A 21,270-nucleotide genomic window follows, 5' to 3' on the forward strand; every position below is an offset into this window, starting at 1 on the left:
AAAAAGGAGGAAGTATTATGAAGCTAAGAAAAGTAATGGCGTGGACGCTGGCTTCTGCCATGTTTGCTGGACTTTTGGCAGGCTGCGGCGGATCGACCCAGACAACAGAGACAGCAGCGGCTGAATCTGGAAGCGAAGAGGGCGGCAGCTCGGCTGAGGGCGGCAAGGTGCTTCGCTATCAGGCAAGCACTCTGGTAGACTCCCTGGATCCGGCACTTTCCAACGACTACACATCCAGTGGTGTTATCTCCCAGTTTATGATGGGTCTGATGACCAAGGATGAGTCAGGTGCTCCGGTTTACGGCGTGGCGGAGAGTGAGGAGAAGTCCGAGGATGGTCTGACCCTGACCTTCAAGATCCGTGACGACGCAAATTGGTCCAACGGCGATCCGGTAACGGCAAACGATTTCGTTTACGCATGGAGACGAGTAGCCGATCCGGCAACTGCAAGTGATTACCAGTTCTTTATCACAACCGCCTGCATCGCAAATGCGGAAGAGGTAACAACAGGTGAAAAACCGGTTGAGGAACTGGGGGTAGAGGCAGCGGACGATAAGACATTAGTCGTAACTTTAAGCTCCCCGTGTGCTATCTTTGATTACCTGATGGCATCCGGCGCATGCTTCCTGCCTTTAAATCAGAAATTTGTAGAGAGCTGCGGCGGCAACTTTGCAACTTCCGCAGATACCCTGCTAGCAGATGGTCCGTTCAAGGTATCTTCCTATGAGCCGTCTGCCATGAAAGTAGAATTAGTAAAGAATGATCAGTTCTTCGGTGCATCCGATGTCAAACTGGACGGTGTTGAGTTCTCGATCATTACCGACAGCCAGACAGCAGCCCTTTCTTTTGAGAATGGCGATCTGGACATTGTAACATTAAGCGGCAACCTGGTAGAGCAGTACGAGGATGATCCGAGATTCTCCACCAGAAGTGACGGTTACAACTGGTATCTGACCCCGAACATGAAGAAAGAGGGGCTTGACAATGTAAATATCCGTAAGGCACTGGCAAAATCGTATGACAAAGAAGCGATCACAACCCGTGTTCTGAAAGATGGTTCCACACCGATGGATTACTTCGTACCGCAGGGTCTTGCTACCAATGAAAAAGGCGAAGATTTCCGCGAGGCAGCAGGCAGCGCATACGACAGCTGGACCTACGATGTAGAGGCAGCAAAAGAGCTGTGGAAGACAGGTCTTGGCGAGCTTGGAAAAGATTCCTTATCTTTTACCTTAATGTGTGAAGATACCGATTCTGCACAGGCTGTTGCACAGTTCTTGCAGAGCGAGTGGCAGAACAATCTGCCGGGTCTGACCATCGAACTTCAGGTGCTTCCGAAGAAAGCCCGTCTGGAATACATGCAGAAGGGTGAATATGATATTGGTCTTACCCGCTGGGGTCCGGACTACGCAGATCCGATGACCGATCTGGATATGTGGGTAACCGGCAGCTCTACCAACTACTCCCAGTTCTCCGATGCAGACTACGATGCAACCATCCAGTCCGCAAAGAAGGGCGATCTGGCACTCGACCAGGATGCTCGTTGGGAGGCTTTAGTTGGCTGTGAGAAGACACTGGCAGATCAGTGTGTTCTGTTCCCGATTTACGGACAGTCTGTAGCTGTTATGACCAATCCGGATGTAAGCGGTATCCAGTATTACTCCGTAGGACTTCCTTATCTGTTCATCAATGTAGATAAAAAGTAATAAATAAAAACAGATGGATCAAAATCTGAAATGATTTTAGATTCAAAGCGGACCGCAGAGTGAGAAAATGTACCCTGCGGTTCGCTTTTTTGTTATTTTATGGCATTTTCGCTGTCAAACTGCAGCCTGCTTGTAACGGTTCACAGGTGGGAATTTTCTGAACTGAAAATTCCGTACGATACAGTAAGGGATGATTTACACGAATCGGAAATGATGATACAATCATAGAAATAGTACAGAGTATTGAGGTGGAAAGATGGCAGGGAAAAAACGAAACAGCAGCTTTGAAATACTGACAGCCATGCAGGACTTAAACACCCCGGCGGGAGCACTCCAGCTGGCGCAGATCCTGCATCTTCCGTCCGCCAGCATCGGGCGGGAGCTTCTGGAGCTGGAGAAAGCAGGGCTGCTTGTCAAGGTGCAGAACAAGGGGCGGATCCTGACGCCGCAGGGCGAACGCTTTCTGGAAGAAGAACGGTCATACCGGGAGAAGATGAAGGCGGCGAATGAGCTTATCGAGGCGGCGTCGATGGAGACAGAAAGCGGGCTGGAGGATATTCTTTTGGTGCGGAAACTCCTGGAGGGATATGCGGCGGAGGCATGTGCAGAGCGGATTGAGCCGAAGGAACTTCAGAAATTAAAAGATCTGCAGGCAGACTATCTCTATGCAATCCGCCATGGAAGGGCGGGAAGCGAGGAAGATCTGGCGTTCCATCTGAAGATCGCGCATCTCTCAGGCAGCCCATCTATCCTGCGGATGTTAAAGCTCATCCTGACCGACCAGGACGCTTATGCGCGCTTCAACCAGGCGGCAGTCCGCTCTGACGAAGTCCGGGAAAATGAACACGAAAGCCTTCTGGCAGCGATTGAAGCCGGAGACGGGGCACTGGCGCGCCGGGAGATGGAGCGGCATCTGGAGCATGTAGGGGAGAACCTGCAGGCGTATTTTGCGGGGAGAAAGTAGGATTTGTACGGATTATAAATAAGAAAAAATTTATGCAAATCACATCTTCGATGCGGAATTTGTATGTGCAAGAATTCTGTTCTTAAATATGCTTGCGTTATCTGAAATAAAAAATAATGGTTTGCAGAATAAAATTTAAAACAGAAAAAGAAAATGAAAAAAGGATACTTAAAAATGTGAGGATTTATAGCGGATAAATAACAGATATTCATGTTTGATTATGAATCGAAAAGATATAAATTTCATACAAGTGAAATCAAAGTGAACAAAATTCACGTTTAAACAAATGAAAATGAAAAATTATGAAAGCGTGTGAACCGTTATTTTTTTAAAAAATACTCGATCAAATAGTAGAAAGGAAGAATACAAATCTTCAAATAATACAACATTTGAACGGAAGTTATGCTGAAATTCTGTAAGTAAACAGATATTACAAGGGTAAAATAGCATGTTGAAAATCCCGTATTGAGGTAAAATAAGGGGCGAACAAGTGTCCTGTCGATGTAAAAAATTTCAAAATTATGAAAAATGAGATTGACTTTCGATGAAAAGCAGAGTACCATAGAGGTATCAAAACCAAAATAGAAACAATCTGTTTTTCGAGCCGAAATTGCTAAGCGGGAAACCGTATGCAGTCAGGCCAATGGGTACATCTGGAAATGGAAGTGCCTTCCGCATTTGAAAAGAAAGAGAGATTCGCTTTACATCGATGGATACGGGAAGCTGTCAGGCTTCTTGTATAGATAGGGTATATATGTGCTGACAGATAGGTATAGATATAGGTGTATCCATATCTATAGGTGCAGATGTATATACAAACTCGGATACGTTAAGCGGTACTGTCTTTTCAGAGGCGGTGCCGCTTTTCTTTTTGTGTTTCTAAGAACAGGAGGTGCGGATGGAGCCGGATATTAAAAAACTGAACCAGCTGCTTTTATCGGGAAGCTGCTGCAGTCAGGCACTTGTTTCGCTGGGACTTACCCTTAAGGGCGAGGAGAACCCGAGCCTTCTGAAGGCATCTGCAGCACTCTGTCTGGGAGTCAGAAGCGGGCTGACCTGCGGAGCTTTGACCGGTGCGGCGATGATGATGGCGCTCTTTGAGCCGGAAGCGGCATACAGCGAGATGATACCGGAACTGGCAGACTGGTTTCAGGAAAACTATGGTGAAATCTATGGAGGAAGTGATTGTCATTCGATTTTAGGAGATAACATGGCCAACAAGGCACTTCGGTGTCCCCAGGTGGTAGAGAATACCTACCGCAAGGCCAGAGAACTTCTGGAGGACTATGGCGTGGATCTGGCGGATCTGGCAGAGATGCTGGAAAACGCGGATGACTAAGGAATCGTAAGTATTGGGTATGATGCGGAAGGATAGTCGGAAGCATCAGGGCTCTATTTATTTTAAAGAAGGAGGACGAAGCAGCATGAAATTAAGAAAAATGATGTTGAACATCAACGGTGTGGATCGTATGTTTATGTGCGATCCGGAAAACGATAAACTGTCAGATGTTCTGCGCCGGATCGGTCTGACCGGTGTTAAGGTTGGATGTGGAACCGGTGTCTGCGGTTCATGTTCCATCATTCTGAACGGACAGGTAATCCGTTCCTGTACCAAGAAAATCAGCCAGGTAGAAGAGTATTCCAAGATTACCACCATCGAGGGTATCGGTACTCCGCAGCATCTGCATCCGTTACAGGTTGCATGGATGAACTGCGGTGCTGTACAGTGTGGTTTCTGTGTACCAGGCTTCATCGTTTCCGCATATGCTCTGTTAGAGCAGAACCCGGATCCGACCCGTGAAGAGGTTCGTGACTGGTTCCAGAAGACAAGAAACGTATGCCGTTGTACCGGATACAAACAGATTGTAGATGCAGTTATGGCTGCAGCTAAGGTTATGCGTGGCGAGTGCAGCATCGAGGATATCAAGTTCCACAATCCGGAAGATGGCAACTACTACGGAAAACCGGTTGTTCGTCAGGATGCACTTGGTAAGGTTTGTGGTCTGACCGACTACGGCGATGATCAGGCTCTTAAGATGCCGCAGGGCGTTTTATATGCAGCTATCGTTCAGCCGAAGGTTACCCATCATGCAAAGATTCTGGCTATCCATACTGAGGAAGCTGAGAAGATGCCGGGCGTTGTTAAGGTTATCACAGCAAAAGACCTCATCGCAGCAGGCGGAACTAACATCATGGCTGAGGGTCAGTTCCATGAGAGAAGTACTGTTATGACACCATCCCGTAAAGTTCTTCAGGATGAGAAGATCTATCGTTACGGTGATGTTATCGCTATGGTAGTAGCTCATACACATCGTCAGGCTCGTGCAGCAGCCGCTAAGGTTACGATGGAATACGAGCAGCTGCCAGAGTATCTGACATATCTGGATGCAGTTATGCCGGATGCTATCCGTATCCATGAGGATACTCCGAACATCTTCTGCGAGCAGCCGGTATTAAAGGGAGCAGGTCTGGAAGATGCAGAAGAGGTAAGAGACTTAATCGACAAAGCACCGCATGTAGTAGAAGGAAGCTTCTCCTCCTCACGTGAGCCGCATCTTTCCATCGAGGGTTGTGTACTTCAGTCTTACTGGGGCGATGATGGCCTGCTGACCATTCAGTGTAAATCCCAGTGTGTATACTCCTCGATCGGACGTCTGGGTAACTGCCTTGGTGTACCGAAGGATAAATACCGTATCATCATGAACCCGACCGGCGCAAGCTTTGGATGGTCTACCAACGCAGGCGATATCGCACTGTGTGCAGCTTGTACCGTAGTTACCGGCGAGCCGGTATCCCTGTCCATGTCCTATGAAGAGCATCAGCACTTCAGCGGCAAACGCTGCCCGGCATACTCCAATGGCCGTCTGGCATGTGATAATGAAGGTAAGATCCTGGCTGCTGAATTTGATATCGGTATGGACCACGGCGCTTACTCCTGGGGCGGTGACGACGTTATGACCAAACCGGCACGTTTCACCTTCTTCCCGTACAATGTACCGAACGTAGCAGGTCTGGTTCGTGTAGCCAACGTTAACCATGCATTTGGTACTGCTTACAGAAGCTACGGTTCTCCGCAGGCATATACACTCAGCGAGCCGCTGATGGATATGATGGCAGAAGAACTGGGCATGGATCCGTTCGAGTTCCGTTATAAGAATATCTGCCGTGAAGGCGATAAGAATATCAACAGCTATGTATATCCGCAGTATCCGATGGAGAAGATCATGGATACCATGCGTCCAATCTATGAGAAGGCGGTGGCTGATGCGAAAGCGGCTGACACACCGGAGAAGAGAAGAGGCGTTGGTATCGCATGGGGCGGCTTCAACGTTACTGAGGGCGGCGGCGACAGCGCTGAGGTTGCTCTTGAGCTTATGCCGGGCAACAAGATCCGCAAATACGACACATGGCATGCAATGGGCCAGGGTGCTACAACCGGTTCTCTGGTAGTAACACTGGAAGCTCTGAAAGAAATGCATCTGACACCAGAAGATATCCAGCTGATTCAGAATGATACCAAGACCTGTCCGGATACCGGTATGGCTGGTGCCAGCCGTTCCCTGTACATGGATGGTAATGCAACCATCATCGCAGCTAACAAGCTTTTGGCAGCTATGAGAAAAGAAGATGGTACACTTCGTACCTATGATGAGATGAAGGCAGAAGGCATCGAGACCAAGTATCTCGGCCGTTACGAGACCAACACAACTCCGGGTCTGTGCCGTCTGGATCCGAATACCGGTATCGGCGACCCGACTCCGGCATTCACATACTGCCTGAACCTGGCAGAGGTTGAGGTTGATACTAAGACCGGTAAGACTACCGTTCTGAAATTCACCTGTGTTGACTTCGTTGGACGTATCGGTAATATCGATGCTGTTAACGGTCAGGCATACAGCGGTATCATGCATGGTATCGGCTTCGCCCTGAAAGAGGACTACGCAGACGTTAAGAAACATGCGAACATGTTTGGCGCTGGTACTTCCTACATCAAGGATGTTCCGGATGATATCAACCTGATTCATATCGATGGCGCTATCTCTGATGGTCCGTTCGGTTCTTCAGGTGCTTCTGAGGCATTCCAGGCATCTGGCCACTGTGCAGTTCTGAATGGTATCTACAATGCCTGCGGCGTACGTATCCATGAGATCCCGGCACTTCCGGAGAAGGTAAAAGCTGGTCTGGATGCAATCGCAAAGGGCGAGAAACCGTACGAGCCGAAGAAATACTTCCTTGGTTCCGATATGTATGAGGAACTGGAGAACATCAAAGAGAATCCGGTACAGGTAGGAACCCAGAGCTTCTACGTATCCCTGGATGATCCGACAGCTGAGCGTCCGTTCTAATCCGATTCGGAAGAGGAATGCGTGGCTGCACATGAAGCGGGCAGCTGCGGCAAGGCGTATCGCGTGATTGTAAATAAGAATTAAATAAAAGCTGCTGCGAACCTGCAGAATCTATGTTTAGAGAGGTAGGTTTTGCAGCGGCTTTTTTGTAATTATGGTATATAATAAAAAGTATTAAAAGTTGGCTCTTAGAATTTTTACTTATCGATGGAGGACGGGATAAATGATTCTGGGAGAGGATAAATGGTTACTGTTCACGGGTAGGCACTTTTGGAACCGAAAGTGCCGTAAGAAAACGTGGTGGCAGCAGGAATTTGCCGTATTTAAATGCGAAGCCACGGCAAATTCCGTTACTGGGCATGTATGCGTGAACAGTAACGATAAATGCAGGAGAAAAGAAGGGAGGTCCGCCCTGTGAGCTATTTGGAAGATTTTGAGAAGACGCTGGCGGAGAAATGCCATCAGAACGAGCCGCCGTTCTGCCAGGCAGCCTGTCCGTTCCGGCTGGATATCAAGGGGCTGGAAGAAAAGTGGAAAAAGGGACGTTTCAACGCGGCGTACCGGACCTATCAGAATACGGTGGGATTTCCGGATATTGTGTCGAAGCTGTGCAGCCATCCGTGCGAGAAGGCATGTCTGCGTGCGAAGCTGGACGGGGGGATCGCGATGGGGCTTTTAGAGCGGGCGACTGTCGAGTACGCGAAGCGGAAGGCACCGAATGCGTATAACCTGCCGTCGAAAGGAAAAAAGATCGCGATCGTCGGAGGCGGTCTTTCGGGGCTTGGCTGTGCACTGCGTCTCTGCAATAAAAAGTACGAGGTAACGATTTATGAGCGGGAAATGGTTCTGGGCGGTCAGGCGAGAAACCAGATGGATCCGGCGGAATTTGATGCGGAGATCGAGGCACAGTTCCAGTTTGAGGAATTTTCACGCCATCTCGGTGAAACGGTAACGGATCTGGAGGCACTCCGGGCGGACTATGATGCCGTGTATGTGGCAACTGAGGCAGATGGCGCGGACTTTGGTCTGGAAATGGACCCGGACGGCGCATTTGCAACCCGGACACCGGGCGTTTTCATTGGAGGTTCCCTGACAGGCGGCGACAGCATGAAGGCGCTGGCAGATGGGCTGGCGGTTTCGCTTGCGATCGAACGGTATCTGAAAACGGGCGGCATGAATGAGCCATTTCGAAAGGAAGGGACACTTTTAAAGCTTCAAACGGAAGGGATCGAGCGTGCCGAGCGGGTGGTTCCGGCAAACGGGGAATCGTATACGGAGGAAGAGGCGATGCAGGAGATCGCGCGCTGCCAGAAGTGTTCGTGTGATGCCTGTATGCGTGCCTGTGATCTGATGCGCCTGCATGAGAAAACACCGCGCCGTTTGTATGAAGAGGTTTACATAACAATCCATCCCGGTACGTTATCGCGCGATGGTACGTGGGCGACCAGACTGATCAGCACCTGCGACCACTGCGGGCTTTGCAAGGAAGTCTGTCCGCAGCATATCGATTTCAGCCAGTTTCTGCTTGACAGTATGCGGGCAATGCAAAAAAAAGGCGCGATGCCGTGGCCATTCCACGATTTCTGGCTGCGCGACATGGCGTATGCCTCCGGAAAAGCGGGGCTTACGCGGAAACCGGAGAATGTTAAGAAGAGTTCCTATGCATTCTTTCCGGGATGCCAGCTCGCCGGTTCGGATCCGCGCTATGTGACGCGGACGTATGAGTGGCTGCGTTCCAAAAAGCCGGATGCGGCGATCTGGATGACCTGCTGCGGTGCGCCTGCCGAGTGGGCAGGCGAAGTGGACATCCACGCGGCACATCTGGAGGAAATGCGGCGGCAGTGGAGAGAGCTTGGCGAACCGACAGTGGTTTTAGCATGCCCGAACTGCCGGAAGATGTTTGAAGAATACCTGCCGGAGCTTCCGGTTGTCTTTCTGGCGGAAGTGATGGAAGAGTGGGGCATGGAGAAAGATGCTGCTTTGGAACCGGACAATGCTGAAAAGGGTGAAATGGAAGCAGGAAGTACCCAGCAAGCGCAGTCGTATGCCTTGTTTGATCCCTGCGCCAGCCGCTATTACCCGGAATTGCAGGAGAGTGTACGCCATCTGGCGGATGCGGCGGGGATTACGTGGGAAAATCTGCCGTATGACGGGAAAAAGGCGCGCTGCTGCGGATACGGCGGGCATATCGGGATTGCTTCTCCGAGCCACACAAGCTATATGACAACTTCCCGTGCAAAAGAGGAGGAACTGCCGTATGTGACCTACTGCGTCAACTGCCGGGAGTCCTTTGCAGGACAGGGCAAGGAGGCGGTACATATCCTCGATTTGCTGTTTGGGTTAAATGGCGCGGGACGTCCGGCAGCGACGGTAACAGAGCGCTGGCACAACCGACTGGCGGCAAAACGGGAACTGCTTAAGACATATTGGAATGAGACGATCGAAGAGGAAACACACATGAAATTAGAAGTTGAGAAGGAACTGGAACGCAAATTGTCAGCGGGTCAGATTTTGATCGAAGATATGGAGCAGGTCATTGAACACTGTGAGCGGGAAGACCGCGGTATTATCGACCCGGAGACAGGACATCGGATCGGGCATCTGAAGATCCAGCATATGACCTACTGGGCAGAGTACGAGGTGCTGCCGGACGGCGGTTATAGGCTCTGGAATGGCTACAGCCACCGCATGAATCTGGAAGGAGAGTGATGAGTATGCCGACGATCGATGGAGGCGGAAGAGATCAGCGGATCAAAGAGGCGTTGGAGAAAAAAGTCATCTGCCGCCGGTGTCAGGTGGAGATGGTGCCGAAATCCACATTTTTTGACTATCTGGGGCACAATTTCCACACCGAGATCCTGTGCTGCCCGAAGTGCGGCGAGGTATATCTGCCGGAAGCGCTGGTAAAAGGACGTATGGCGGATGTGGAGAGAGAGCTGGAAGATAAATAGGAGATATATAGATTGGGATAAGGGGATGAAGGAAGATGATAATGGATTCACAGGATAGAGGCGTCCTGCCGGAAGAAATGCGCCATACATACAGTGTCTGTCCGGTCTGTTTAAAACGCATTCCGGCAAAGCGGGAAGAGCGGGACGGGCAGATATATCTGGTAAAAACCTGTCCGGATCACGGGACATTTTCCAGTGTAATCTGGAGAAATAAGCGTAAGTTTGCCGACTGGCGCGGGGAACGTCCGGCGGTGGGAGAAAATGAAAATCTAAATTGCCCGGCGGGCTGCGGTCTATGTGCGGAGCACAGACGCGCCACCTGCTGTACCTTGCTGGAGATCACAGCGCGGTGCAATATGAACTGTACCTTCTGTTTTGCGGAGCCGGACGGGGCCAAGGATCCGTCCTTAGACACGATAAAACGCTGGATCGACGATCTGACGGATCCGGGAAAAACACTTTTGCAGCTTTCCGGCGGGGAACCGACAGTGCGGGACGATCTGCCGGAGATCGTGGCGTATGCGAAGCAGGTTGGCTGTAAATATGTGCAGTTAAACAGCAACGGTCTGCGCCTGGCGGAGGACGAGGCGTTTGTAAAGCGTCTGGCAGATGCGGGACTTTCGTTTGTATTTATGCAGTTTGACGGCGTGGACGATGCCGTATATGAAAAACTGCGCCGCCGCCCGATGCTGGAAGTGAAAAAACGGGCGATCGAGCAGTGCGGCCGGTATGGAATCGGCGTGACGCTTGTTCCGGTCCTTGTTCCGGGCGTCAATACGGAGCAGATCGGGGACATCATCCGGTTTGCCATTCAGCGGTCGCCGTATGTGCGCGGCGTGCATTTCCAGCCGGTCAGCTATTTTGGACGTATCCCGGAGCTGCCGGCGGATGATGACCGCTATACGCTGGATGAACTTTTGGAGGCGGTTGTCAGCCAGAGCGGGGGGCTTATCAAAGAGGAACAGATCGCGCCATCCTGCTGCGATCACCCGATGTGTGGGTTCCACGGGGATTTTATCGTGATGCCTGGGGATAAATTGATGCCGTTGACAAATTATAGTGGAAAAACCGAGACAGAACCGGAGGGCGAAGGCTGCTGCTGCGGTCCGGATCCGGCGGAGAAGAACCGTGAATTTGTCGGACGCCGCTGGGAACGGCGCGATGTGGAAGAGGCGTGCTGTTGTGGAGAAAGCCAGCCGGAAAAAGAAAGCTGCTGCTGTGGCGGAACCCAGCCAGAACCAGAAAGCTGCTGCTGTGGCGGAACTCAGCCCGAACCAGAAAGCTGCTGCTGTGGCGGAACTCAACCAGAACCAGGAAACTGCGGTTGTGGCGGAACTCAGCCCGAACCAGAATCCTGCTGCTGTGAAGAAGAGTCGCTTGACATAACAAATATGGAGGACTTCTTAAAGCGTGCCAAAAGCCATGGCTTCACGATCACATCCATGGCGTTTCAGGATGCCGGCAATCTCGATATCGAGCGCCTGCGCCAGTGCAGCCTGCATGTGTATAAAGACGGGAAGAAGATTCCGTTCTGTGCATACTACTTGTCTCCGATGGAAAGAGGCAGATAATAGAAGCGCAGAAAGGAGAGGTGCAAAAAATGAATACAAATGAGTGCAGTCTCTGCCGACCGGGCGGATTTGCGCTGACGAGGCAGATGTTCCAGTTTGCGGGAATTGAGATACCGGAGGCGGGAGCGGCAGAGACGGAGTCTACAGACCCTGCAGTGTCGCTTCGCGTCATCGACATCGGCTGCGGAACCGGCGGCACGATGCGATGGCTTTCTGAGCATTTCCCGGGCTGGCAGATTTCCGGATTGGATAAGAATCCGGATGTGCATGAACCTGGCTGGATAGAGACTGGATGTGCGGAGAAACTGCCATATCCAGCTCAGACGGCGGATATCATTCTGATGGAATGCAGTTGTTCCAAGGCTGCGGAACCGGCGGCGGCGCTCCGGGAGGCGTACCGGGTGTTAAAACTGGAAGGATGGCTTTTGATGAGCGATATGTATGCCCGGAAGAAAGAGCTTTTCTTAGACGGGATGCTGGGACGGCTGGAGTCTGCTAAAACAATCCGTGACCGGCTGGCGGAGGCGGGATTTGTGCTTGCAAAGATGCAGGACGTGTCGGGAACATTGGCGGAGTGGATCGGGCAACAGATCTTCGATGGGAATCTGGAATCCGTCTGCGCAGCGCTGGGGGCGGACCGGAAGATTTTAAAAGAAGCGGCCTGCGGTTATTTTATTGCGGCGGCGCAGCCGTCCGGGTTATGGCGGACACTTTCGTATGTAAAGGAGAAAAGTCCATTTTATCAGAAGAAATTTACATCCGTCTGGGGACAGCTTGGGGAAATGGCAGGTTCCGATGTACGGCTCGCACCGGATTCGTTTTCATGGGCGGATTTCCGGACACTTCCCCTCACAACCCCGGAGGAACTGAAAGCGGAGCCGGAAACATTTTTATGTGTTCCAGCCAAGGAGATCGCGCGGATCATCACGCTGAAAACCTCCGGCAGTACAGGGGCACCGAAGCGCCTGTTTTTTACCGAAGACGATCTGATGCAGACGGCGGATTTCTTTGAAACAGGGATGCAGTACATGGTAAAGCCAGGCGATCGGGTCACGGTTTATATGGAAGGACCGGGATTTTTTTCGATTGGAGGACTTTTAAAAGAAGGATTGGGGCGCATTCAGGTGGAGACGAAGGTTCATGGACTGATTCACGATATGGAAGCGGCAGCGCGGGACGGCGAGGGGGCAGACTGCCTGATCGGTGTCCCAAGCCAGATGTATGCGCTGGCAGCCCATGCGCCGGGACTTGGCCCGAAAACAGTGCTTTTAAGTGCTGATTATGTGCCGGTCAGCGTGCAGCGTTTTTTGGAAAAAACATGGAACTGCCGGGTCTTTACACACTGGGGGATGACGGAAACTGGTTACGGCGGCGGCGTACAGTGTGGGGCGCGTGTGGGTTACCATCTGCGGGACCGGGACCTTTTGATTGAGATTCTGGATCCGGATACGGGACAGCCGGTTCCGGAAGGGCAATACGGCGAGCTGGTTCTGACAACGCTTCGGCGGCGGGGAATGCCGCTTGTGCGCTATCGGACCGGCGATCTGGGGCGGATGATTGCAGAACCGTGTGCCTGCGGATGTTTAAAGCCCAGACTTGATAAGGTTGAGGGACGGCTGGATGACAGCGTCCGGCTGTCCGGCGGAAAAGTACTTTCCATGCACATATTAGATGAGCTTTTATTTGCCCTGGATGAGGTGGAAGATTTTCAGGCATCTTACAATGCGGCGCAGAAGCATCTGACGGTGGCTGTTATGAAGAAAGCGGGTTATGCAGATGCGGTAGGAAGCAGAGTGAAAAATGTCAAAGCAGCATTAACGGAATACTTTGGGAACTGCCTGACCGTCTCAGTGATAGAAAAAGAAATTTCCCCCTATATCGGTTCGGGAAAAAGGCGGCTGATCATCGAGGAAAAATGAAAAATGAGTGGTAAAATTCAATATCATGAAAAACTTGACGATAAGTTTTAATTGCAGTATCATAAAATTAAAAATAATCGAGAAATTTTGAAAAAAATCAGTAAAATTTGACAAGAACAAGGAGAAAAAAATGAACATAGCGATTGCATCAGAGACAGAGGAGATCGACGGACTGGTGCCGGCGACTTTTAAGGAGAGTCCGTTTTTGATGATTATTGACGCGGACAAGAACCAGATTTTCCATGTCTATGGAAAACAGGATCCGGACAATCTGGTATTTGCGAAGAAGGTGGTAGAACATGACTGTGAGGCAGTCATCTGCGGACCGATCGAGAAAGAACCGTTTGAGATACTGGTAAAGGCGGGCGTGACCCGTTATCTGGGAAGCGGGCATACGGTTCAGAAGGCATATAGCTATATGAACCGTTATAAACTGGAGCTGATCCGCGACTACATCGGCGGACCGGGACCATTTGGACACAGCCATGATTTCAGCTGCGAGTGTGGGGAAGAAGAGGAACACGAGCACTAGGAAAGGACAGAATGCGGACGATTTATTTGATCCGGCATGGGAAGCCGGAATTTCCAGATGAACGGAAATATTGCATCGGGCGGACGGATCTGCCGCTTTCAGAGGAAGGGCGGACACAGATTCGGGCGCTGGGGGAGACATTTGCGGGACGCAGAATTGAAAAGATTTATACCAGCCCGTTAAAGCGCTGCCAGGAGTCAGCCGCGATCCTGCAGGAAGTGATTGACAGAAGTATTCCGATTGAGGTCGTAGATGGTCTGGCGGAGATTGACATGGGGGAATGGGATGGTCATTCCTTCGATGAAATCCGGGAACAGTTTCCAGCGGAGTATGTGGCACGAGGGGCAGATATGTACGATTTCCGACCGCCGCAGGGAGAGAGTTTTGCAGATTGTGCAGGGCGCGCCAGGACAACCTGGAATGAACTCCGGATGAAGAGCCGGGGCGATATTCTGGTAATCGGGCACGCGGGTTGGTTCCGGACACTGATCAGCGGCTGGGAGAAGCGGAAAAAGGCAGAACTTTTGCAGATTCCCTTTGGCTACGGACAGGTGTATGAAAGAAAGGATTATGTATTTGACGCCTTGATCTCGGCGGCGGGGCGATCCTCGCGGATGGGGGATTTCAAACCGCTCATGAAGCTCGGCGCCCAGACGGTTCTGGAACGTGAGATACAGACGCTGCGGGCGTGCGGCGTACATGAAATCACGATCATTACCGGACGACGGGCGGAAGATATACGCGCGGCGGCTGCGGGACCGGGAATCCATTTCATCCATAATCCCGCGTATGCGGAGACGAAAATGTTTGATTCCGTCTGCCTGGGGCTTTCCTATTATGAGAAAAAGCGGAAAACGGCAGGAAAAGAGACGCTGGATGGCATTTTCTTTTTCCCGGTGGATGTGCCGCTGTTTACGCCATTTACGCTGGAATATGAAAAATACCGGTTTGCGGAAGGCGATGGGGATGTCTATCTCCCGGAGTATGAGAAAACACCGGGGCATCCGCTTCTGATCCGTGCAGATGTGATCGCAAAACTGCTGCAGCATGACGGGACGATGGGGCTTAAAGGCGCTTGTGAACAGCCGGGAATCCGCCGGATTTCCCTGGATGTGCCGGATCCGGGCTGCGCGTTTGATGCGGATACCCAGGAAGAGTTTCAGAAATTGCGTGACTGGGAGAGAAAACGACCTGTCCCGGACAAAGAGGAGTGTGAACGTCTGCTTGCATGGTTCCGCACGCCGGAGGCGACGGTGCGCCATAGCCGGGTGGTTGCGGAGCTGGCCGTGAAATTGGCAGATAGAGTTCTAAAGCATAGGGCGGAAACATGTGTGGAGATGACATACAAAAGCCCCCCAATTGATAAATATAAAATCTACGCGGCGGCGCTTCTTCACGACATCGCCAAAGCATATCCCGAACATCCGGAAACAGGGGCGAGATGGCTGCGGCTTCTGGGACATACCGGGATCGCGGATATCGTTGCGGATCATATGGATCTGCCGGAAGAAAAGCTGGGATATTTGAATGAAAGCCTGATTGTGTACCTGGCGGACAAGCAGGTACAGGGAGAACGGCGTGTAACGATCGAAGAACGGTTTGCGGCAAAACGGGAGAAATTTAAGGATAACCCGGAGGCGCTGGAGGGCGTGGAACGGCGGTATCAGCTGGCAAAGCGTGCGGAGGCATTACTGTAAAAAGGAAAAGAGGAAAATCATATGAAATTAATGAAAACAACCGAGGCAGTCGGACAGGTACTCTGCCATGATATGACACAGATTATTCCGGATGTGACGAAGGATGCCGTATTCCGTAAGGGACATATCGTGCGCGAGGAGGACATCCCGGTACTGCTTTCGATTGGAAAAGATCATATTTATGTCTGGGAAAAGGACGATACAAAATATCATGAGGACGAGGCGGCGGACATTCTGCGCGGCATCTGCCAGAATGAGTATATGCGTGCAACCGATCCGAAGGAAGGCAAGATTGAGCTGATTGCGGAGTCGGACGGTCTGTTTCAGGTTGATGAAGAACGCCTCTTAAAGGTCAACAGCCTGCCGGAGATGATGATCGCGACCCGCCGGACGAATTTCCCGGTAAAAAAAGGTGATAAGTTAGCCGGAACCCGTGTGATCCCGCTGGTAATTGAAAAAGAAAAAATGGAAGAGGCGAAGAAGGCAGCGGGTTCAGAGCCGCTGTTAAAGCTGCTTCCGTATAAAAATAAGAAAGCGGGCATTGTGACGACCGGAAATGAAGTGTTCTATGGACGGATTGAGGATAAATTTGGCCCGGTCATCCGGGAAAAGCTTCAGGAATTTGGTGTGGAAGTTCTGGGACAGAAGATTATAGGGGACAATCCGGATAAAATCACGGAGGCAATCCAGGAATGGCTGGATCAGGGCGCCGATTTTGTTGTCTGTACCGGTGGCATGAGCGTCGATCCGGATGATACGACACCGAGCGCGATCAAGCAGACCGGGGCGGAGGTTGTCTCCTACGGCGCGCCGGTACTTCCGGGTGCGATGTTCTTGCTGGCATATATGAAGGACGGAAGACCGATCATGGGACTTCCGGGCTGCGTGATGTATGCGAAGAGGACCATCTTTGATCTGGTGCTGCCGCGTGTGATGGCAGATGTGCCGGTGACAAAAGCAGATCTGGCGAAGATGGGCGCAGGTGGTCTGTGCTTAAATTGTCCAACTTGTATTTTCCCGAACTGCGGTTTTGGTAAATAATCGAGCCAGAGAGAGGCGATGAGGCAGCAACCGCGATGGCACAACTGCGAAATGAGAAATGGATGGCTCATGCAGTATAAAAGAGAGGAAGTGCGTGATATGAATCTGTATGGGGAGATTCTGAAAAAACTGGAAGGGACGCCGTGTCTGGCGCTCGAGAGAAGCTTTGTGGGAGAAGAGGGAAATCTAGCAGATATGCGCTGTGAACTGAAAGAAGGTGCAGAGGCGTCGGAGATTGGAAAAGAAGCCCTGACACAGGGGCAGCCGGTCTGTGGGCGCGCCGGAAGCAGTTGGAATGTGGCGGAACCATTTTTCCCGAAAGAGCGCCTGATTATTCTCGGAGGCGGCCATGTGGCTCTTCCGGTGGCAGAATTTGGCGCGCGCGTCGGATTCCAGGTAACTGTGGTGGACGACCGCCTTTCCTTCGCGAATCCGGGACGTTTCCCGATGGCAGAGAAGGTGATCTGTGATGACTTTGGGCATGCGATCAAAGAACTCAAGATTCAGGAGAGCGACTATATCTGTATCGTTACGCGCGGACACCGCCACGATGCGGACTGCCTGCGTATGATTGGAAAAGGAAAAGAACCGGCGTATCTCGGCATGATTGGTTCGAGACGCCGCGTCGGTATCGTGAAACAGGAGCTTCTGGAAGAGGGTTACGATCCAGAGCGAATGAGCCGTTTAAAGAGCCCGATCGGTTTAAAGATCGGCGGTGTGACACCGGAGGAGATCGCGATCTCGATTCTGGCGGAGATCATACAGGTAAAGCGCATGGATCGGGAAGACAAACGTGTGAAAAACCGTTCCGATCTGGATTTTGATGTGCTGAAACGCCTGGCAGAGGAGCCGGATGAGTCGAAAGCAGTGGTCACGGTGATTGAATCAAAGGGATCCTCCCCGCGCGGGGCAGGCGCGAAGATGATTGTCTACCGGGACGGACGGATTCTCGGCAGCATCGGCGGCGGCTGCAGCGAGGCGGCCGTGCTGGGCGAGGCACGTTCTCTGATCGGAAGCGGCAGGTACAAAGTAGTTCATGTAGATCTGACCGGCGAGGCAGCGGAAGATGAAGGAATGGTCTGCGGCGGCATTATGGATGTGCTGGTGGAAGACTTTGCCACGGATCGGGAACCGTGTGACCGGTAAGGAAACCGAAACGGCGGCGTATTTGGATACAAAATTTCAAATAAATGAAAAATAAAAAGATAAAAATAAAATATATGAAAAATCATCATAATAATTTCACGAAAATAGACGGAAGGGTTTGGAAAGAACAACTGGAAAATTCATAAGAATAAAGGGAAAATGCAGAAAAAAGCCACGTTATTTTTTGGTGCACATAATGACCATGTGCATTCAATAAGAATCATTGTAAAGATTGACAAAAAAAGTGCCACGTGCTACTATTTGATTAGCAAATATCATTATAATTTTCCGAAAATAACGGAAGGGTAAAAACCACATTGCTATGGCGTGAGGAATCGAAACGAGGAGGATGCCGGAAACGTGTGCGTGAAATGAGGGAGAAACCAAGATATGAGAAAAACGTGGGCACTTGTAATGGCAGCAGCGATGGCGGCAGCATCCCTGACCGCATGTTCATCCAGCAAACCGGCTGAGACAGTAGCACCGGAAACGGAGGCAGAGGCAGCTGAGACAGAGGAGACCGAAGCAGAAGCAGAGGCAACCGGCGACCAGCAGGAGATTCTGGTAGCGGCAGCAGCCAGCCTTCAGTACGTTATGGAAGACAAGATTCAGCCGGCATTTGAGAAAGAGAATCCGGACATCAAGCTGAGCTTTACCTTTGACAGTTCAGGAAAGCTGCAGACCCAGATCGAAGAGGGCGCAGATGCAGACGTATTCTTCTCCGCAGCGATGAAGCAGATGAACGCGCTGGAGGACGAGGGACTGGTTGATGCAGATTCTGTCGTAGAGCTTCTGGAAAATAAGATCGCCCTGATCGTTCCGAAGGATTCCACACTGGGAATTACCGGTTTTGAGGATATCACAAAGGCAGAGAAGATTGCACTCGGCGATCCGGAGAGTGTTCCGGTTGGACAGTACGCCAAGGAAGCCTTTGAGAACCTGGGTATGTGGGATGATGTAGAGGCTAAGACAAGCTTTGGTACCAACGTAACCGAGGTTTTAAGCTGGGTAGCAGCCGGAAGCGCAGATGCAGGTATCGTATACCTGACCGATGCAACCACCAGCGATCAGTTTGACCAGGTAAAGGTTATCGGATATGCACCGGAAGGAAGCGTATCGAAGGTTATCTATCCGGTTGGTGTTGTAAGCGCAAGCACAAAGAAAGATGCAGCACAGAAGTTTGTAGATTATCTGGGAACCGATGATGCGCTCTCCTTCTTTGCGGAGTATGGCTTCACAGCAAATAAATAAGCCGGGAGCGATGACTGTCTGGGATATGCAGCCGACTGTGTGAATAGAAAGCAGGACAGCGAAGGACAGACAGTGAACCATGTATGGAATAAAATCCGCCGCAGAATGCAGGGTCCGTTGAAAACCAGGTGTTCTGCGGCAGTTTTTATCTCAGTCGAGAAGACTCCCACCTCTTTAGGTGGCGAATAATAGCAAATTTGTCTCAGTGGGAGTTGGGTCTCACGGACGTTCGACTTGATTCATAGGAAAGGAGGGGAAGAAAGATGGACTGGTCTCCGATATGGATATCGATGAAAACAGTAACGCTGTCGATCATTATTACGTTTTTTCTGGGAGTCTGGATGGCGCGGCTGGTGGTATCGGCACGCTCTGAGAAAGTGAAAATGGTGCTGGACGGCATCCTGACGCTTCCGATGGTCCTGCCGCCGACGGTAGCAGGCTTCTTCCTGCTGATGATTTTTGGTGTAAAACGACCGCTCGGACAGCTGTTTCTGGAATTGTTTGGCGTCAAGATTGTATTTTCATGGGTGGCAACGGTGATCGCGGCGGTGGCGATCTCATTTCCGCTTATGTACCGGGCAGCGCGCGGCGCGTTTGAACAGGTCGATGTGACGCTTATCTATGCGGCTCGGACGCTGGGATTTTCCGAGAGCCGCATTTTCTGGAAGGTAATTCTGCCGTCGGCGATGCCGGGCGTCCTCAGCGGCGCGATCCTTGCCTTTGCAAGAGGACTGGGCGAGTTCGGTGCGACCGCGATGCTGGCGGGCAATATCGCCGGAAAGACGCAGACACTGCCGCTTGCCATCTATTCACAGGTGGCGGCTGGAAAAATGTCGATGGCATACCAGTATGTGTGGATCATCGTGGTGATTTCCTTCCTGGTCGTCGTGCTGATGAATGTGCTGTCGCGGCGGGATATGCGCGGAAGCAGCAATCATAAAAAGAAAGATAACAGTGTGGAAGCGGGCGGTCAGGATGCAAAGGTTTCGGTGGAACTGTTTGCGGACAGGGAAGCGGATGCACAGAAGGGAGGCGCGGGATGAGCCTGCAGGCGGCAATCAAAAAGAGATTTTCCGGCTTTTCGCTGGACGTATCGCTTAACACCGATGGCGGCGTCATGGGCATTCTCGGCGCCTCCGGAAGCGGCAAGAGCATGACGCTCAAGTGTATCGCCGGAATTGAGACGCCGGACGAAGGGCGGATCGTGTTAAATGGCAGGGTGCTCTTTGATTCGGAAAAGCGCATCAACCTGCCGCCGCAGAAGCGGAAAGTCGGTTATTTATTCCAAAATTATGCATTGTTTCCGAATATGACCGTAGAAACCAACATTGCAGCGGGGCTTTCGGGCAGCAAGGAGGAAAAACAGGAAGCGGCTGCCCGCATGATCCGTCTCTTTAAATTAGAAGGGCTTGAAAAAAGGTATCCGTCCCAGCTTTCCGGCGGACAGCAGCAGCGTGTGGCGCTGGCGCGCATTCTCGTCTATGAGCCGGATGTGATCATGCTGGATGAACCATTTTCGGCACTTGATTATTATCTGAAGGAACAACTGCAGTTCCAGGTGCGCGAGGTACTCCGCGGGTACACGGGCGATGTGCTGATGGTCAGCCACAGCCGGGACGAGGTCTATCGGTTCTGCGAGAAGAGCATCATCTTAAACCGCGGACAGGTGGCGATGAAGGGAGAGACGCGGGCGATTTTCCAGAAACCGGAAAATGTCACTGCGGCACGCCTGACAGGCTGTAAAAACTTCAGCCGGATCCGGCGGATCGGCGAATATGAGGTGGAGGCGCTCGACTGGGGACTCACGTTTCAGACCGAAGAAGCGGTTGCCGCGGAGCATGCCTATATCGGCATCCGGGCGCACCAGTTTTACCCAGCGCGCGGCAGTGCGAATGAATTTACGTGCGAGTGGGGGGACACACTCTGCCAGCCATTTGAGTGGGATGTTTTGCTGCGTCCGGTGGAAAATGCAGGGGCAGCGGGTGACAAAGAAAATGCACTGGAACGCGAGGTGATCTGGTGGAAGGTAGACTATAAGCAGAGTGATTCACTAAACCAGTATCAGCGCGGAGACTGCGTCCGGCTGGGAATTGCACCGGGAGATATCATGCTTTTAAAAGAAGGTTAGAATGATAGAAAAGGGGAT

The 21,270-nt window shown here is 51.5% G+C and carries 15 protein-coding genes and 1 riboswitch; all 15 genes read left to right on the plus strand.

Going from position 1 to position 21,270, the window contains the following annotated elements:
• The first annotated feature begins 17 nt into the window (after nt 1-17).
• The 15 genes from DW739_RS05215 (at nt 18) to DW739_RS05285 (ending at nt 21,252) form a co-directional block, all read left to right on the plus strand.
• Nucleotides 18-1,706: a peptide ABC transporter substrate-binding protein gene (locus DW739_RS05215; RefSeq protein WP_118742739.1), complete on the plus strand. Its 1,689-nt coding sequence runs from the start codon at nt 18-20 to the stop codon at nt 1,704-1,706.
• A gap of 256 nt (nt 1,707-1,962) precedes the next feature.
• Entirely contained in the window at nt 1,963-2,670 is a 708-nt protein-coding gene (locus tag DW739_RS05220) for an FCD domain-containing protein (protein ID WP_118742740.1), read from the plus strand.
• A 585-nt stretch (nt 2,671-3,255) separates the two neighbouring features.
• A riboswitch (molybdenum cofactor riboswitch) is annotated at nt 3,256-3,375 on the plus strand.
• A 193-nt stretch (nt 3,376-3,568) separates the two neighbouring features.
• A complete protein-coding gene (locus tag DW739_RS05225) occupies nt 3,569-4,009 on the plus strand; it encodes a DVU_1555 family C-GCAxxG-C-C protein (protein ID WP_107000907.1) in 441 nt (146 codons plus the stop codon).
• 85 nt (nt 4,010-4,094) lie between these two features.
• Complete coding sequence (locus tag DW739_RS05230) at nt 4,095-7,016, plus strand: molybdopterin cofactor-binding domain-containing protein (RefSeq protein ID WP_022359117.1); 2,922 nt, start codon at nt 4,095-4,097, stop codon at nt 7,014-7,016.
• A 414-nt stretch (nt 7,017-7,430) separates the two neighbouring features.
• Nucleotides 7,431-9,725: a pyridine nucleotide-disulfide oxidoreductase/dicluster-binding protein gene (locus tag DW739_RS05235; RefSeq protein WP_182427942.1), complete on the plus strand. Its 2,295-nt coding sequence runs from the start codon at nt 7,431-7,433 to the stop codon at nt 9,723-9,725.
• Nucleotides 9,726-9,730: 5 nt separating this feature from the next.
• Nucleotides 9,731-9,967: a DVU_1557 family redox protein gene (locus tag DW739_RS05240; protein WP_022360474.1), complete on the plus strand. Its 237-nt coding sequence runs from the start codon at nt 9,731-9,733 to the stop codon at nt 9,965-9,967.
• A gap of 41 nt (nt 9,968-10,008) precedes the next feature.
• A complete protein-coding gene (gene trsS, locus DW739_RS05245; RefSeq protein WP_207665576.1) occupies nt 10,009-11,538 on the plus strand; it encodes a radical SAM (seleno)protein TrsS in 1,530 nt (509 codons plus the stop codon).
• A 29-nt stretch (nt 11,539-11,567) separates the two neighbouring features.
• On the plus strand, nt 11,568-13,457 hold the full coding sequence (locus DW739_RS05250) for a DVU_1553 family AMP-dependent CoA ligase (RefSeq protein ID WP_118742743.1): 1,890 nt from the start codon (nt 11,568-11,570) through the stop codon (nt 13,455-13,457).
• 130 nt (nt 13,458-13,587) lie between these two features.
• Nucleotides 13,588-13,989: a NifB/NifX family molybdenum-iron cluster-binding protein gene (locus tag DW739_RS05255; RefSeq protein ID WP_022360477.1), complete on the plus strand. Its 402-nt coding sequence runs from the start codon at nt 13,588-13,590 to the stop codon at nt 13,987-13,989.
• A gap of 11 nt (nt 13,990-14,000) precedes the next feature.
• Complete coding sequence (locus DW739_RS05260) at nt 14,001-15,686, plus strand: DVU_1551 family NTP transferase (RefSeq protein WP_118742744.1); 1,686 nt, start codon at nt 14,001-14,003, stop codon at nt 15,684-15,686.
• A 21-nt stretch (nt 15,687-15,707) separates the two neighbouring features.
• Nucleotides 15,708-16,727: a molybdopterin-binding protein gene (locus DW739_RS05265; RefSeq protein WP_118742745.1), complete on the plus strand. Its 1,020-nt coding sequence runs from the start codon at nt 15,708-15,710 to the stop codon at nt 16,725-16,727.
• A gap of 69 nt (nt 16,728-16,796) precedes the next feature.
• On the plus strand, nt 16,797-17,873 hold the full coding sequence (locus tag DW739_RS05270; RefSeq protein ID WP_182427943.1) for an XdhC/CoxI family protein: 1,077 nt from the start codon (nt 16,797-16,799) through the stop codon (nt 17,871-17,873).
• 390 nt (nt 17,874-18,263) lie between these two features.
• Entirely contained in the window at nt 18,264-19,124 is an 861-nt protein-coding gene (modA, locus tag DW739_RS05275; RefSeq protein WP_118742747.1) for a molybdate ABC transporter substrate-binding protein, read from the plus strand.
• A 263-nt stretch (nt 19,125-19,387) separates the two neighbouring features.
• Nucleotides 19,388-20,167 carry a molybdate ABC transporter permease subunit gene (modB, locus tag DW739_RS05280; RefSeq protein ID WP_118742748.1) on the plus strand — a complete coding sequence of 260 codons (780 nt, stop codon included), beginning with the start codon at nt 19,388-19,390 and terminating at the stop codon, nt 20,165-20,167.
• On the plus strand, nt 20,164-21,252 hold the full coding sequence (locus DW739_RS05285) for a sulfate/molybdate ABC transporter ATP-binding protein (protein WP_118742749.1): 1,089 nt from the start codon (nt 20,164-20,166) through the stop codon (nt 21,250-21,252). The genes modB and DW739_RS05285 overlap by 4 nt, the downstream gene beginning before the upstream one ends.
• The last annotated feature ends 18 nt before the right edge of the window (nt 21,253-21,270 follow it).

Source organism: Clostridium sp. AM28-20LB, from assembly GCF_003480665.1.
GTDB lineage: Bacteria > Bacillota > Clostridia > Lachnospirales > Lachnospiraceae > Otoolea > Otoolea fessa.